This is a genomic window from Alistipes sp. ZOR0009, assembly GCF_000798815.1.
Taxonomy (GTDB): Bacteria; Bacteroidota; Bacteroidia; order Bacteroidales; family ZOR0009; genus Acetobacteroides.
In genome coordinates, this window is the sequence record NZ_JTLD01000034.1 from 50,555 (window position 1) to 66,618 (window position 16,064).

At 43.8% G+C, this 16,064-nt stretch carries 11 protein-coding genes, 1 tRNA gene and 1 riboswitch; of the genes, 4 read left to right on the top strand and 8 right to left on the bottom strand.

Features of this window, described 5'->3' with window-relative positions; all coding sequences use genetic code 11:
- The first annotated feature begins 97 nt into the window (after positions 1-97).
- Together L990_RS11145 and L990_RS11150 are read left to right on the top strand one after the other, a co-directional pair.
- Positions 98-1,987 (top strand): TonB-dependent receptor plug domain-containing protein, encoded by a 1,890-nt coding sequence (locus L990_RS11145; protein WP_047449025.1) that lies wholly within the window; start codon positions 98-100, stop codon positions 1,985-1,987.
- 18 nt (positions 1,988-2,005) lie between these two features.
- Positions 2,006-3,079 (top strand): DUF5074 domain-containing protein, encoded by a 1,074-nt coding sequence (locus L990_RS11150; protein WP_047449029.1) that lies wholly within the window; start codon positions 2,006-2,008, stop codon positions 3,077-3,079.
- 236 nt (positions 3,080-3,315) lie between these two features.
- Here L990_RS11150 and nhaA read toward each other — a convergent pair whose 3' ends face one another.
- Complete coding sequence (nhaA, locus tag L990_RS11155) at positions 3,316-4,470, bottom strand: Na+/H+ antiporter NhaA (RefSeq protein ID WP_047449032.1); 1,155 nt, start codon at positions 4,468-4,470, stop codon at positions 3,316-3,318.
- Between the two features lie 1,176 nt (positions 4,471-5,646).
- On the opposite strand from nhaA, the gene L990_RS11165 reads away from it, so the two are divergent.
- On the top strand, positions 5,647-6,582 hold the full coding sequence (locus tag L990_RS11165) for a carboxypeptidase-like regulatory domain-containing protein (protein WP_047449038.1): 936 nt from the start codon (positions 5,647-5,649) through the stop codon (positions 6,580-6,582).
- Between the two features lie 140 nt (positions 6,583-6,722).
- Here the strand turns inward: L990_RS11165 and L990_RS19250 are convergent, their stop codons facing one another.
- From L990_RS19250 to L990_RS11190, 5 genes are all read right to left on the bottom strand, one after another.
- Positions 6,723-8,474 (bottom strand): RDD family protein, encoded by a 1,752-nt coding sequence (locus tag L990_RS19250; protein WP_052180929.1) that lies wholly within the window; start codon positions 8,472-8,474, stop codon positions 6,723-6,725.
- Positions 8,475-8,950: 476 nt separating this feature from the next.
- Positions 8,951-9,988, bottom strand: a complete 1,038-nt coding sequence (locus L990_RS11175; RefSeq protein WP_047449040.1) for an ABC transporter ATP-binding protein — start codon at positions 9,986-9,988, stop codon at positions 8,951-8,953.
- Positions 9,988-11,028, bottom strand: coding sequence for an iron ABC transporter permease (locus L990_RS11180; protein ID WP_052180930.1), 1,041 nt, complete (start codon positions 11,026-11,028; stop codon positions 9,988-9,990). Before L990_RS11180 ends, L990_RS11175 begins: the two co-directional genes overlap by 1 nt.
- A complete protein-coding gene (locus L990_RS11185; protein WP_052180931.1) occupies positions 11,029-12,183 on the bottom strand; it encodes an ABC transporter substrate-binding protein in 1,155 nt (384 codons plus the stop codon). It abuts the gene before it with no gap.
- Positions 12,184-12,209: 26 nt separating this feature from the next.
- Positions 12,210-12,392, bottom strand: a riboswitch (cobalamin riboswitch).
- A gap of 417 nt (positions 12,393-12,809) precedes the next feature.
- Positions 12,810-13,841: a branched-chain amino acid aminotransferase gene (locus tag L990_RS11190; protein ID WP_262480648.1), complete on the bottom strand. Its 1,032-nt coding sequence runs from the start codon at positions 13,839-13,841 to the stop codon at positions 12,810-12,812.
- A 216-nt stretch (positions 13,842-14,057) separates the two neighbouring features.
- Here L990_RS11190 and L990_RS11195 point away from each other — a divergent pair, with 216 nt between their 5' ends.
- The gene (locus tag L990_RS11195; protein ID WP_081981687.1) at positions 14,058-14,447 is read left to right on the top strand and encodes a VOC family protein; all 390 of its coding nucleotides are present in this window, start codon (positions 14,058-14,060) and stop codon (positions 14,445-14,447) included.
- A gap of 38 nt (positions 14,448-14,485) precedes the next feature.
- On the opposite strand, the gene L990_RS11200 is transcribed toward L990_RS11195, so the two are convergent.
- Both L990_RS11200 and L990_RS11205 read right to left on the bottom strand, forming a co-directional pair.
- A complete protein-coding gene (locus tag L990_RS11200) occupies positions 14,486-15,691 on the bottom strand; it encodes a 6-phosphofructokinase (protein WP_047449079.1) in 1,206 nt (401 codons plus the stop codon).
- Between the two features lie 299 nt (positions 15,692-15,990).
- Positions 15,991-16,064: transfer RNA gene (locus tag L990_RS11205), tRNA-Val, on the bottom strand.

The following is a 16,064-nucleotide window of genomic DNA, read 5'->3' on the forward strand; positions in this document are numbered from 1 at the left end:
GCTTGATGTAATATCCTCAAAAATATTACTGCTCTCTCTTTATTTCCGCTGGCTTATAAATGGTTGAATCGCTAACGATTTTAATCATTTGTAAAGCATGCTGCTTAACTTTCTGCTTTTAGGCGCTCTCTCCGTAGCCGGCGAAAACACGCCTGCTAAAACAAACATTTCCGACACAGTTCGCCTCAAAGAGGTTGTGGTTAACTCCAAACTTAAACGGTACTCGTCTGGATTATCAATGAAGGTAATTTCATCCGGCGAAATACAGCAAGGGAAAAGCCTACTTCTTTCTGATATGCTTTCGTCCCAGTCAAATATTAGCATAAATACCTACGGACCGGGGGCTACCTCAACAGTTTCTATGCGAGGCTTAAGTGCTGCCCACACTGCCGTACTTTGGAATGGCATAAACCTGCAAAGCACCATGAATGGTGGTGTAAATTTCGGAAATATCCCCACCTTTTTTGTCGATCAAATCGCCGTTCAGCAGGGAGGGAATGGCGCCCTATTTGGAAGTGGTGCTATTGGAGGTGTAATCCATCTCGATAATACGTTAGATTTTGGAAGAGGCCATAGTGGCGAATTTTTTCAATCGGTTGGCAGCTATGGGCTAACTTACACCGCGGCAAAATACAGCTACAGTTCTAAAAAAGTAGCTCTATCCTCCCGCCTATTCTACACAGAAGCCCAAAATAACTACAAGTACCGCGATGATCAAAACAATCTCTTCCGCCAAAATAACTCAAACTACCGCAAAGCAGGCTTAATGCAAACAGCAACCTTTGCGCTTACCGAAAAAGATAAGCTGGTAGTCTCCTATTGGGGACAAGATGCGTTTAATCGCTATCCGCCCATCATTGGACAGACAAAAAGTAAGCAGCACGACTACTATACTTTTTCTAGAATATCAACACAATGGCAGGCAAATAGAAAAAACATTGATTTTAATATAAAATCTGCGCTATTTAATGATTGGCAAGCCTACAGGGATCCCTATGGAGCCAACTCCGACCACCGATCGTTAACAGCACAGCTCGAAGGCGAAGCCATTTTTCGCTTAAACAGCAACCAAACAATCGAAGGTGGAATTTATACCAACCTAGAAAGGGTAAATTCCACAAACTATAAGAATACAAAGAGCCGACTTCGCCCTGCAATGTCCGCAGTTTATAGGTATAAAACACCAAATGAGCTCCTAGATGCTTTTGCAAGCGTTAGATATGAAGCGGTGAAAGGAGAAACAACGCCTATTACAGGCTCATTAGGGCTACAGCTTCGCCTACTAAAGGGTCTTTACTTCAGGGCTAACGCTTCTCGAAACTATCGGCTACCTTCCTTCAACGATTTATACTGGGTACCTGGCGGAAATCCCGATCTTAAGCCAGAAACAGGCTATAGCCAAGAGGCAAACCTTGATTACCTCCTCGTAAAGAACGATTACCTTTTCTCTATCAAGGTTGCTGCCTTTAATAATACGGTAAGCAACTGGATTTTGTGGAAACCACAAGAAAATGGGTTCTGGAGTCCCGTTAACTACAAAAAAGTATGGTCGAGAGGCGCAGAAGGTGCTGCTACAATCAAAAAAAGATGGAGTAAAATTACCGTTGGAGCCGATTTATCTGGATCGATAACCTTTACAACCGACCAAACCAATGATTCTCAAGATAAAGGGAAGCAACTTTTCTACGTTCCTCGCTATAAAGCAGCAGCATCGATATATGCCGACTACCAAAACTTTCGCATTAGGTACACGCAAAGCTATGTTGGCCGAAGGTTTTACAAGGATGATCGTAGCGAATGGCTCAACCCCTACTCTCTAGCGAATATTTCAGCCGAAAAAAGCATAATAGTAAAAGGATACACCATTCGCGCATTTGCACGAATAGATAATGTGTGGAACGGAAGTTACGTGGTGCAACGTAGCTATGCCATGCCGCTACTAACCTACCAAATAGGGATAGCGCTTCAACTTGGAGAAAATCAGTAACTAAATAAATCAACAACAATGAGAAAATTTTTGTTTGCTGCCCTGCTTTTTGCTTCGGCAGCTTCGCTTACCAGCTGCGAAAAGGATAGCCCATCTACAGAGCCCATCAAGTTTAATCTTCCTTACGACATGATTATAACTAATGAAGGAAGTTGGGGAAGTAAAACGGCTAGTGTTTCTCTCTATTTCGAGAAAAAAGATTCTGTAGGAAACGACATATTCGCCAAGGTAAACGGACGTACTATGGGAGATATTCTTCAGAGCATGAAAATTGTTGATAGTTTAGGATATTTCATCATGAATGTCCCTGGAACTATTGAAATTGCCAGTCTTAAAACCTTCAAATCAAAAGCAACTATCGAAGACCTAGGAAGTCCTCGTTATATGGAAGTTTATAATGGGAAAGGATATGTATCTGAATGGAATAATGATGCCATTGTTGTGATTGATTTAGCCTCAAACAAGGTTATTAAAAGCATAAAGGTAGGTGTCGATCCAGAAGGTCTTCTTCTTATTGGGGATAAATTGTTTGTTGCCAACAGTAGTGGAATGGGAGGCAACAACAATACCGTTTCCATAGTTGATCTTAAAACAGAAACAGTTGTAAAAACTGTAACTGTAGGAGATATCCCTCGTATGTTTGCAAAAGACATTAATGGTGATGTCTGGGTTATTTGCTCTGGATTCCAAGACTGGAACGATGCTAGCAAAAACACAAATTCTTCTCTTTGCAAAATTGATAAAAACACCTATGCTGTCACCAAAGTAGATCTAGGAAATTTCCGTCCAACACAACTTTTCGCTAACCCTGCCAAAAACAAGTTATATTATGGAGCAGGATATGGCGTAAAGGGCATCTACCAGATTGATATTACAGCAACCAAAGCCCCCAGCACTCCATTTATTGATGAATACTTCTACGGGTTCACTGTTAATCAATCTACAGGTGAAATTTTTGGATTTACCAATGCTGGAATCAAAGAAAAAGCGAACAAAGCGTTTAAATACAATACTGCTGGTGTACTTCTAAATGAGAAAAGCAAGTATAATACTGCTGGTGTAACCCCCAACGGAGGCTATTTCGTAAAGTAACCCACCCAAACCTTACATACCCAAAGCCGAGCGTGCGGACGCTCGGCTTTCTTTTTACCACACCGCCACAAAATGGTCGCGCCCTGTAGGCTTATCGTCGCACAAGGCTGCAAAACATAAAAAGCGAGCCCGAAGTAGCTTCTGGCTCGCTTTTACCCTTAATAGCCTTTGCGATTACGCCTGTAGCAGCAAATGGCTTTTATCTAACACAAAAAATACGCTCTACTTAAGTAACCTTACAGGTTCTCCTCCGGCTGAACCTCCTTAAACGTGCGGCTAAGTACCACAAAGCCAATAACACCTGCCGCTAGCGACGATAAAAGAATCGCCAGCTTCGCATTATTTACAATCGTGGCATCGTCGAAGGCCAGCAGCGTTATAAAAATCGACATCGTAAAGCCGATTCCTCCAAGCAGCCCCACCCCAAGTATCGACTTCCAGCTCAAATCGCTCGGAAGCTTCGAGAAGCCTAGCTTCACCGCCGCCAAGGTTAGCAGAAAAATACCCAACGGCTTACCGACAATCAGCCCCAGCGCAATACCCACGCTGTAGCTCTGCGATAGCGTCTCCACAACGCCCGATTCCAAGCTAATGGCCGTATTGGCCAGCGCAAAAACAGGAAGTATCATAAACGCAACGGGCTTGTGCAGTATATGCTGTAGGATGTACGAGGGCGATTTCTTATCGCCGCTGCCAAATGGGATGGCAAACGCCAGCAGTACGCCCGTAATCGTCGCATGTACGCCCGAGTTCAGCATAAAGTACCACATGGCCACCCCTCCTATAAGGTAAGGAATCAGATTTTTCACCTTCAACCGGTTCAAAACAATGAGTCCCGCAAATATTCCCAGCGAAGTTAGCAGGTTAGCCAACACCAACGTCTTCGAGTAGAAGATGGCAATCACCAAAATGGCTCCCAAATCGTCGATAACGGCCAGCGCCGTCAAAAACACCTTTAGCGAGGTCGGTATTCTTTTCCCTAAAAGGGATAAAACGCCCAAAGCAAACGCAATATCGGTGGCCATTGGGATTCCAGCCCCATCTTGACCCGGTGTTCCGTAGTTAAGCATCAGGAAAAGACCCGCAGGCACCAGCATTCCGCCAATAGCCGCAAAAATAGGAAGCATCGCATCCTTAATATCCGAGAGCTCCCCCTTGTATATTTCTCGTTCTAGCTCTAAACCTATCAGCAAAAAGAAAATCGCCATCAGCCCATCGTTAATCCAATGCCCAACCGAGTGTCCACCAATGTTGGTTTCCCAAAATCCGGTGTAGGCATCCCCCCACCCCGTGTTGGCAGCTATCAACGATATTATGGTACAGCCGATAAGCATCAAGCCTCCCGCCTTTTCGCTGCTAAAAAATTCTTTAAACAGTACTGTCGCCTTCATGCAGAGTCGTCTTTGTCTATTCTGTTGTTAAGTTTATCCGATTTTCACCTTCACCACATACAGCACGCGATAACGGCAGCCTAATCTTCTCCTACCAAAAAAAATGCCAACATTGCCCCATCGCATCTATATCGGCATTTAATAAAAGAACGTTAGCTGTGAAGCAAAAATCAGTTAACTAACAATTATTTCGCCCACATGTTCGTATACCATACCATGTTAGGCTATGCAACCTCTAAAAAAAAGTAAAAACATGGCTACACTAGCCCTATTCGTAGCAGGCCCATGCCGCAGCGTAGCATCGCCTCCCTACTTTCCTGACAAGCAGATCAAATCACGTTTATAGTAGCCTTCAAGCGCAGCAGACCCGCAAATAAGCGGCTTCAGCAGGTCGTATTTATTAGGAAGCGATCCTATATCGCAGGCACCCCTCCTCTATAGGTAGGCACAATACCTATTAAATAGGTTACCTCCTCCAACAACATCCTCCTAGACTCAAAAAAACTCTTTAGCCTATCTCCCATTCCACGCTAAAGGCCCAACTTCTCCCACAGAATAAAGTAAAAAAGCAGCAAGACTCCCCAAAAGCCAATTAGAGGTACATACAATAAAAGCAAGCTACCATATTTTGCTTTTTGATTTTGGTGCTTTCCTTCCTGATGCTCATGCAATAAAATCAAGCTGCAATATTTTATAAGTTGATAGCTGTGTTTTACAATATAATGGGCATATTTCGCAGTATAACTGGCATGATATGCAATATGATTGCCATGTTTTGTAATGAAATTGGCTTGCAATGCAATATGATTGCTATGTTATGCAATGAAATCGCCATGTTTTGTAAGAAGAGAGGCATGTTTTGATGCATGATTCCTATACAATGTAAACTATTTGCCTTGCAAAGTAATGAGAACTCCATGTTTTGTCGTAAGAACTCCATGTTTTGTAATCTAATTTCTCTTTTTTATCAGCAAACTTCAATAAAACATCAACGTATACCGCTGTTTTAATGCATCTTAACCCCAATATAAATACAAAGAATTTGTATTGCTTTGTATTTTAGTGTTTTTTAGCTTGTAAATATTTTGATAAACCTTTTAAAGACTTGAGTTTTTAACAAAATCGCCATAATTTGCCTTAAGGTAACAGCCAAAATAACTATAAATTGATAGTAAAATGAAAAAGGTACAACAGAACAAGTTCGAAATGGAGCAAACAATCGACGAGCTGCTAGTTAGTAATCGCGAAATTACCAAGCGAATTCCTGGCTTCGACACTATTTACACTCCATACAAAGAGAATCTAAACAAGATCAGCGATTTACAAAGCGGAAAATCAATCAAAAAGCACGGGTTAGCCAACCATAATCACGATCTACACCAAGAGTTAGCCAAAAAAGGGTATAACCTATGCTCCTTTATTTGCGCTTACGCTACCATCACAAACAACACGGTTCTTAAAGACGAATTTGGATTTACCGAGTCGGATTTAAATAGAGGCAACGACAACGAGCTCAACAGCCGGATAAATCTTATATGCAACAAGGCCGAATCGCTTCTGGAGCTGCTGCATCCCTACGGCGTAACTCCCGAAACAATAGCTTCGCTCCGAAGCCTCAACGCAAAGCATGTCGCAATGGCTCCTAACGTTCGCATGGAAAAAAGCATGAACAAGGAAACCACCAAGCAAATCGAAGAATTATTCAAGGCAAACGACGCATTACTCGGCAAGTTCGACTCCGTAATCGAGATACTTCGCGATACGCAGCCCGAATTTTACCGATTATACAAGATCAACCGCATAATTCCCAACAAGGGAACCACCACCATATCCTTAATTACCAAGGTGCAGTGCGGAGCTAGCGGCGATCCTATCAAGGGTGCTAAGGCAACCATCACGCTTGTTTCCAAAGAGGGCACCACCGCCAACGGCGCTTCCGCAAAGCCTCTTATAAAGAAAACCGCCGAAAAGGGAAGCTTTAGGGTTAGAAACCTAGCCCCAGGAACCTATACGATAACCATCGAAAAAGCGGGATACGCCACCGTAACCATGACCATCCACATCACAAAAGGAGAAAATACGCTTGTAAAAGTTACATTAAATAAGAGCTAGCCTTAAAAAATCGACCTCCCCTGTAAAAATGGGGAGGTCGATTTATATTTTAAAGGTAACCTGTTCTGTTTAGATTTGATATTACCAAAATAAGAGATTAGCAGCAATATTAATTCTAGATAGACAACTCAAATTCGCCGCTAATTTATCTTTTCAATACTACATTCCTTATCTTGTACAGTAAGCATAAACTGATATATGCAACCCTGCGAATCTTTCAAAGTAAGAATACTTTTAATGTTTTCATCTTTCCTACAGTTGTTTGCAATCATTGTAATTTCATTCTCATAAGAGCTATTTAAGTCTGCCGATTTAATTTGAAGAGGTAACGTGCCAGCCCAATTTATATCACCCTCTATATTTTTTGCAGCAATCAAATCAGCAGCACTCCCCTTTGTTTCTAAATAAAAGGTTATAATTTGGCTATCGTACAACACCTTTCCTCGAGCACTCAAAAAAGGACGATCAAGCAACGCAAAATCAGAGATTGCATACCGATGATTATCATTTGGAAGCCTAAATCCTACAATTTTATTACTAATATAGTCAGACATGGATGGTGTTATACCTTTTTTCAAATCAGATATCAATATTCTCACTCCACCAACTAGCGGCTTCATTTGAGTATATCGCTGAGCCATTTCAGACAAATTCGAGACGCCCTCATTTGGAATAATCGAAACCTCAACAGCATCTGAAATAACCTTATCTACAATTAACGAGATATGCCCACTTGAATAATCACCCTCAATAGAGTTAAGTATAATTACAGTATTAGGTGTAATTTTATCTAGCTGCCTCTGCAGTTGGTTATAATGTCTGCTATAGTTCTTTTCATTCTCTTGCTTAAAACGATACTTCTCCAGCATTTCTCCACCAACGTAAATTCCTATTACAAGAAGCAGATATCCCAAAGGAAGAAGCCAATACCACCTCCCGGCAATGCCAGTTCTTTTCTCCTTCACTACCGTTGTTTTGCTTAATAAATCATGCCAGCCATCTCCATAAGTAAGAAATGAGAACGATTCAAAAGGAATAAAGCGAGCAAATGATCTGCCAAGGACACATCCTAAAGTAAGCTTACCACCATTAGTTTTAATGGTTCTAGATTCTGTAAGCATCTTCCCAGGTGTCGCTCCAAATAGCCATTCAAATAAGGCATAGAGAACAAACATCGATAGTAGTATAACTAACGAACGCTCCAAGGATGTAGGTGTCGCAAAATAATCGTTTGATATCACTCCTAAATAAAATGATGCTACTAAGGCAGAACAAACACCTACTGCAATACAAGTGTCAACCAATGAATGAAATAAGCGCTGTAATTTACTAGGAGATTCATAAATCCCTTTGTTTCCAAACAAATCTTCAACCTCACTATCCATTTCCAATTCTCGCTCTTGCATGTAGTGTCGTAACACTATAAAAGAAATAAGACACCAAAAAATTACCATTACAAAGTTTAGCACCCAAAGAAACAGGTTAAAAGCAGGATTACTAATCCAACGTATGGCATTAATTACCATAAAAAAAAGCGTAATCCCATTTGATAGAAAAACAATCGAAAAGAAAAAACGAATAAGCCTAATCTCTTTAAATTTGCTCACATAAAAAATAACCAAACCGACTAAACCTGTAATATAAATCAGCACATTAAATAGATTTACAGGAATAGCATTCCCATTTCCATGATATTGTTGGATATCAGAATTAAGCAACCCCATCTGTAAATTTGGAGAAATACATTTCAGATTCCAGTAAAGATGAAAACCTTCTTGAGTTGTAATAAAACCAAGGTAAGCCACCAGCTCAAATATCAACCCCGAAAGAATTGCCAATGCGGCAAATACGGCAACCTTCTTACCATTTGTTATTTTAAAAATACTCAGCATATAATTTTAAACTTGATTATACAAAATTTTATAAAGCAGAAGTAAATCGGCATGAAAAACTCATAAACCTTATTTAGAATACCTCAGATAGTGCCTTAAATAGATCTTAAAGAAATCATGTCAATACCAACAGCCCTCAGAATCTCAATATTTACGAGATCACAAATGAAGTACATTTTCGCATTATCCCCAAAGGTTGTCTACCTCAAAATAATCCTACACAACATGCATTAGCTAGCAAAATATTCTCTAAAAAACAATCCGTACCCTTTAACTCAAGATCATTAGCGCTCACCGTTGAAAGCCATAACTAAGAAACAAACGCACAGCCCCTTCATCAATATTCGTAGCCACCCCTGCGCTGCCCCAACAGCTTTGCGCCTGCTGGTGGCTACCTAACAAAAGGGCATAAAAAAAGCCCGTTTCCTTAAACGAGCTCCATGCAATGCTTGCAGGCATTCCCCAAATGCCACCATCTACGATGCCTTCAGCAGCTTAAGCAGCATCTCTATCGAATCAGCCGTAAATACCTTCTCCGAGTTACGGTAAACCATGTACTCGCCCGGACATTCCTCGCTCACATCTACCCTAAACTCCGCATCCGGATCGGTTGATGGCGCAAAACCATTTCGCACCAGCGCGTTGGCTACCCATTGTGCCTCCACGCCTACCCCGTTTATATGGATAGATTTGGCCAGCGGGTTGTGAACCCTAAAAGATCCCGTCTCCTTGTCGAAAAGAATACCCTCCCGCTCAAAAAACGAGTTGAACTTGCCCGAAAGTACCAGATCCTCGGGCACACCGCTCACCATAGGGCGCCCCTTCGAGAGCAGCCAAATCCTATCAGCCAGCTGCAGCGCCAGCTCTAGGTCGTGCGTCGATAAAAGGATGCTCTTGTTGGTGTTGTTTGCCAGCTCGTGCAACAAAACCATTATCTCAATCTTACTGGGCAGGTCCAGAAAAGCCGTAGGCTCGTCCAAAACAACGATAGGAGTCTCCTGTGCCAGCGCTTTTGCTATCATCGCCTTCTGGCGCTCGCCATCACTAAGCTCGCTCACGTACTTGTTGGCCAAATCTGCTATGCCAACCTCCTGAATTGCCTTCTCAACCACCAATCGGTCCTTCCGCCTAAGAATTCCGAAGAACCCAACGTGCGGATATCTTCCCAAACCAACGAGCTCTCTCACCGTCATACCTCCAACCGACGACCGCTCCGTTAAAACCACGCTCACCAGCTTCGAATATTCCTGCTCGTTGTACCCCTCTATACGCCTGCCGTTAATGGTAACCTCTCCGTCTAGCTTAGGTTGAAAGCCAACCAGCGTACGAATTAAGGTAGATTTACCAGCACCGTTGGGGCCAAGCAAAAAAGTCAGCTCGCCAGCCTTGAGCTCTAAGTTCAGGTTCTCGTGAATGCGCATAACCTCCTTACCCTTGCCGGAGTACCCTATGCAAAGGTCGCTGGCATAAAGGTTGGTCGTGTCGCCCGCGCTATTGGTCGTCGCTCTTTTCATCACGAGAAGTATTGAAGTTTCTTTCTATTCAGTATCACGTATATCACCACCGGTGCACCCAGCATCGAGGTCACCGCATTTATGGGAATAATGCCCCCCTCACCGGGCAACGTCGTCAGAATGTTGCAAATCAGCGCCACAACAGCGCCCAACAGAATGGTAGCGGGCAAAAGTGTCTTATGGTTCGATGTTCCCAGCAGCATACGTGCCACATGAGGTACCGCAAGCCCAATAAACGATATAGGGCCACAAAACGCCGTTACCACCGCCGTTAGCAATCCCGTCGCAATTAAAATTAGCATCCTCGAACGCTTCACGTTGATGCCCAGATTCGAGGCGTAGCTCTCCCCAAGCAGCAAGGCGTTTAGCGGCTTTATCTGCAGCAGCGCCACGCCAACACCAAAAAGCGACGCCAGCACAAAAATCGGCATCTCCTTCCAGGTAACGCTCGAGAAGTCACCCAACCCCCACACAACAAAAATCTGGATATTCTCTTTAGATGCGTAAAAATTGAGTACAGATATGATTGAAGAGGCAATATACCCCACCATAATCCCTATAATAAGGAGCATCGCGGTGTTCTTAATCTTTGTCGAAAAGTACAGAATGATAAAAAGTACGCCCACCGATCCGGCAAATGCTGCCAGAATGCTGGCGGCAAAGCCCACAAGCGTTCCAAATATCATCGAACCGCTCAGCGCAAGCACCAGAATTGCCACGCCAAGGTTCGCACCCGTGCTAATTCCGAGGATAGACGGATCGGCAAGCGGATTACGGAAGAGCGTCTGCAGCAAAAGTCCCGCCGCAGCCAGCGAAGCGCCAGCCAACGTTGCCGTTATCGACTGCGGAATCCTCGAAACCCACACAATGTTGTTCCAAGCCACATTATCCGACTCCTTACCCATAATAATAGACATCACCTCCCCCACGGGAATCGTCACGGTGCCCCAAACTACGTTCAGCAGCATCAGCAACGGTATCAGCAGCCCCAAAAATATCAGCAGCCGCCCGTAATGCCTCCTATGGTTGGTTCCAAACATCTACCTATCCAACTTTTTAAAGTACTTAGGCTGGTAGCCCTTCATCAGCTCCGGATGAAAGTGGCTCACCAAGTCGGTCAAAATCACGTCAGGCTCCAAAAAGCCATCCTCGTAGTAGGGCGAACGCCCCGTATCGCAGTTTATTACGTTCCCTTTCTTAAATGCCTTAAAGCTCTTGTAAAGACCAAACTCCTGCTCTAGCCGCGAGTAGGTGTACACAAAAGGGGTATTGGTCTTAATCACCCAAAAGTCCGCATCAGATGCCTTGGCAAGCACCGCCTCAAAGCCCAACGACAGCGCACCGGTGCTTTTATCGTCCTTCCACATAAAGTTCGATCCAGCATCCTCAAAAAATCTGGCCATGTAGCTCGCACCTCCCGGCATGTACCACACCTGCCCAAACTTCTTCTCCGAAAACACCGTCGGACGCGTCTTCACCGCCTTGGCAATCTTCGAAACTCGGTTGTAGCGAGCCTCCACGCTGTCAAAAAGTTGGTTGGCCAACGCCTCTTTCCTATAAAACAGCGACAAAAACTTAATCCACTCTGTTCTGGCAAGCGGAGTATTCTCTAAGTACGAGCAATCGTACACCAAGGGTACACCAGTTTCCTCTATCTTTCGCAGCGAACCGCCCGATACAGGCGATACAATGAGCACTTGAGGGTTTGCTTCGATAACACGCTCCACATTTGCCTGCGCTACTTCGCCCAAATCAACCATTTGTCCGCGCTTATACTTAGCAAGCACCAAGCTATCCTTCACGTACTGAATCTCGGCAACGCCAGTCACCGTCTGATTCTCGCCAAGTTTCGCTAATTCGTGCACGGTTAGCCCATAAAAGCACGCCGAACGCTCTACGGGAACCTTGATAATTGTCCCCGAAGGTAGGTTCGCAGGCTTTTCGGCCTTCCGATCTATCAAAATATAGGTCTTAAGGGTCTTGGTAGTGTCGAAGGGATCGCGAACATCCACTTTGGCATAGCTGCCATGGTAGGTAACCTTAAATCCGCGCAAGTACTTTAAGCTGATTTTAGTTGAGAAGTAGGATGAATCCTCCCCGTTGCCGGCTGATTGCTGGCTGCCCTGCTTATTTCCGCACGAGCCTAGCAGTAATGCTAAAGAAACTAACCCCGAAAGGGCGAAAACTCTAATCATTTGTTTTAAACTTTTAATCCCGAAAGTTGATTTCTGGTTTGTTTGGCAGGTCTTCTGGCTCGTTCCTCTTCTAGAACCTTCCCATCATCAGATGACAGTGGTAAATATCTAAAAGCCGCTACTAGAACTTACAGCTGCGGGTACAGCTCCGGAGTTTAACCGGATTCCCTCTAAACCCAACTGGGTTTGCCAAGCTGGTGCAAAGGTATTTAAAAATTTAGAAGTAAAGATATTTCGGCAAGCCAATCTCCAACCGAAACAAACCTTAACAAGAGCCCAATATAGGCTAACAATAGCCCATCTAATCACCATTCATCCGCATAAGGTTTCCAACCTATAAAGCAGGCACGCCTCGGAATGCCCAATAGCATAGCCATACCCCATCTACAACAGCCGTATATGGCGATATTCTCGCCTCTATCCCTTTCTCTTCCCGTCTCAAACTGGGCCAATTTCAGCAAAACAGAGGCAACAATGGTTCACACCCAAGCGGCTACTCGCAGTACGCCTTCTCAGCACCTTCCCAATCGAGCATAAACCACCAAACGGCCTTCCTGCATCACCAAAACCTCTACTACGCAAAAAAGGGCGACAACAGCCGCCCTTACATATAAAGATAAAAATCCTTAGTCCAAAACAGTCACCCAGTTATGCTTATCTTCCACATCGCCATACTGAATACCTACCAAGGTTTCGTAAAGCTTAGTCGATAAAGCGCCAGGACGTCCATCCTTACAGAACTTGTAAGTCTTTCCAGTCTCAAGATCTGCAATCTCGCCAATTGGAGAAATTACCGCAGCGGTACCGCAAGCGCCAACTTCCTCAAATGTATCCAACTCCTCAACAGGTATCGGACGACGAATGGCAGTTAACCCTAAATCTTCGGCAAGTGTTAGCAAGCTCATGTTGGTAATCGAAGGCAAAATGCTCGTACTTTGTGGAGTAATGTAGCAGTTATCCTTTATTCCGAAGAAGTTTGCTGCACCAATCTCGTCAATGTAACGCTTTTCTTTAGCATCCAAGTACATTGGCGAACCATAACCCTTGTCGTGAGTCTGAACCACACCACGTAAGCTCGCAGCATAGTTTCCACCAACCTTTAGCGTACCTGTTCCTAGCGGAGCCGCACGGTCGCTGTCCTTAACAATGGCAATCTTCACTGGATTAAAACCTTCCTTGAAGTATGGCCCTACTGGGGTCACAAATACAATAAAGGTATACTCCCTTGCAGGCTTAACACCAACCTCGGCACCCGATCCAAACAAAAGTGGACGAATGTATAGCGAAGCACCTGTACCAAAAGGTGGCACAAAACGCTCGTTAAGTTTCACAACCTTAAGGATGGCCTCTTCAAAAAGCTTCTCAGGCACTGGTGCCATCAAAATTCCTTCAGCCGAACGCGCCAAACGCTTGGCATTCTCATCCCAACGGAAAAGACGAATCTTACCATCCTTACCGCGGTAAGCCTTTAATCCCTCAAAAGCTTCCTGACCATAGTGTAGCCCTGTCGCCGCAATATGAATTGGAAAATATTCGGAATCAGAAATCTCTAACTCGCCCCATTTTCCATCTTTAAATGTGCAGCGAACGTTGTAATCGGTTTTAATATAACCGAATGGCAATTTTCCCCAGTCTAAATTTTCCATAAGCTTACTTATATTTTCTGCTACTGCCCAAATGTAATAGTTTTTCTATAAAAAAACCATATCAAAAATCAATCTATAACCGAAAAACACCTTTACACTTACATTTTATAATTAAAAAACAGACTTGAAATAATAATTTTCAGCACATCACCTAATATACCTGCAACTATTAAGGTGGAAAAGACGATAAAACTTATCGTATATTGGGTAAAATTAAAACCTTATGCTATGGAAATAAAACGTAACATGGTAGGATGGTTCGAAATCCCCGTGGTGGATATGAGCAGGGCTGTTGCCTTCTATCAAACAGTTTTTGACGTAGAAATTCAGGTGGTAAACCTCGAAGGGCTCGAGATGGGATGGTTCCCTTGGAACGATAAGCTCCCCGGATCTCCGGGCTCGCTCGTAAAACACGACGAATACTACAAACCTTCCAGCGATGGCGTGCTCATTTACTTCTCGTCTCAAGCTGGCGACCTAAATGTAGAGCTAAATAGGGTCGAAGCAGCAGGAGGAACGGTAATTATGCCCAAAACCCTGATTAAGGAGGATATCGGCTACATGTCGCTCATTATCGATACAGAGGGAAATAGGGTTGCAATACACTCCGTTAAGTAAATAAAACAGGAAGGAGAGGCTAAAACCTCTCCTTTATGCTAAAAATCGCTGGTCATTATCAGCTGCGGCTTATCACTAAAATGCTCGTAGCGCGGACGGTACCGCTCGGCATCATAAAACTTCTCAATATCTACCTTCTTTTTGTAGCTCGTCACCACATCGATAGGAACATTGTCGTAACGCCCGTTCCGCAAGCTCACCAAACGCCCCGTATTGCCCTTTAAAATCAAATCGAGAGCCAGATTACCAAAAGCCATCGGAACTATGCTATCCAAGGCATCAGGAGCACCACTTCTTACCATGTAACCTAACCGCTGATTGATTACATCCACCTTTCTTCCGTTGTTAAACTTCGCCGAATGGTTACGTAGCTGCTCAGAAACTAGATCGCCAATACCTCCAAGCTTTTTATGCCCGTACGCATCCGCCTCTTCGCCCTGATAAATCATGGCGCCATCCTTAAACATGGCACCTTCCGAAACCAAAAGAACAGAATACTTACTTGGATTCATTGCCCTATCACGCACCATTAGCTCTGCCAGGTGTTCAATATCAAACTTATACTCCGGAATCACGCAACGATCGGCAGCACCAGCCATAGCTGGCAGTAATGCCGAAAATCCAGCATACCGACCAAACACCTCAATCACCAAAAACCGCTCATGCGATCCAGCCGATGTTCGAAGCTCATGCGCCAGCTCAATCGTACGCGAAATGCAAGTTCCAAAGCCTATACAGTAGTCTGTTCCCGGAACGTCATTGTCCATCGTCTTGGGAATAGCAATTACAGGAACTCCCTTATTATGCAGATGAACACCGTAGCTTAGCGTATCATCCCCTCCTATAGGTATCAGATAGTCTAACCCCAGAAAATCGATGTTCGCCATCACCTCGCTGGTCATATCGTTTACATCTTGGGTATACACATTTTTGTAGATATCAGGAACTCTATCCAATCGAACTTTATCCGGACGGGTTCGGGATGAGTGCAGAAAGGTTCCGCCTGTACGGCCAAGACGGTTAACCATCAAATCTGTTAGCTCAATAGCATCCTCCTGCTCGTTGGGTTTCTTTGATCGGTCGATAGTGATCATCCCCTCCCAGCCTTTCCTTATCCCAACAACCTTGTAGCCTTCCCGAATAGCACGAAAAGTGACAGCACGGATTGCAGGGTTTAACCCAGGAACATCGCCCCCTCCCGTAAGAACGCCGATGACTCCTTTGTAGTTCTTAGTATTTGCCATAATCATTTAGGGTAATTAGTTTGCCTGTAATTTAGCCTATTTTTAGTTTAATGAGAATGCTTCTGGCCTTTTTTTCACCTTCAAAAACAAGAAAACCTGCCAATCTCTGCAAAACATTGCAGCAGATGCTCAGCGAATATAAAATATTGAAACAAGGGAGTTAAACACAGAAAACAAAGAGCAACAAAGTGTAAGAAGACTTAGGATCGAATCTCTTTCTGCTTTCTTGTTTGATTCTAATACCAAATTATACAAAGCAAAAAGGGAAAAGCCTTTCGACTTTTCCCTCTATTTCTCTGTGGGAGCAACAGGATTCGAACCTGTGACCCTCTGCTTGTAAGGCAGATGCTCTGAACCAGCTGAGCTATGCTCC